We start from the raw sequence: 393 nt of genomic DNA on the forward strand, positions 1-393 counted from the left end.
GTATTCTGCAATGCCTTCACTCCACCACACTACCTTTTCAGTTGGATGACCAAAACCGCCATAAAGGTCGAATCGGCCATCTAGGTAATGCACGTATTCATGTTCTAAGTTCCAAACAAAATGGTCAGGGTTCGCGTAAGACGCTTCATAAGCGACAAAGTTAGGAATATTGCCCGGCTTGGACGGATCACCTTCAAGGTACATGCCGCCGTTGTTGGTACTGATATCAAAGATTGGCCCCGCATATTTGCCGTAGTCATCGCTGGAATCAAAAATATTCACTTGAAGCTGTGCATTATGATCATCAACGACTGGCTGTTCGCCAGTTTCCAAAGATTGATGAAAATACCCTTCTTCGTAACCCATTTTGCTACAAGCGGCCACATGCTGCTC

1 protein-coding gene is annotated in these 393 nt (G+C 45.5%); it reads right to left on the bottom strand.

Annotated features, from left to right (window positions below; translation table 11 throughout):
- Window positions 1-384 (bottom strand): collagenase (locus tag BTA35_RS17400; protein WP_274378449.1); only part of this gene is annotated, 384 nt, incomplete at its 3' end.
- Window positions 385-393: the final 9 nt, after the last annotated feature.

This window comes from Oceanospirillum linum, assembly GCF_001995095.2.
Taxonomy (GTDB): domain Bacteria; phylum Pseudomonadota; class Gammaproteobacteria; order Pseudomonadales; family Halomonadaceae; genus Oceanospirillum; species Oceanospirillum linum.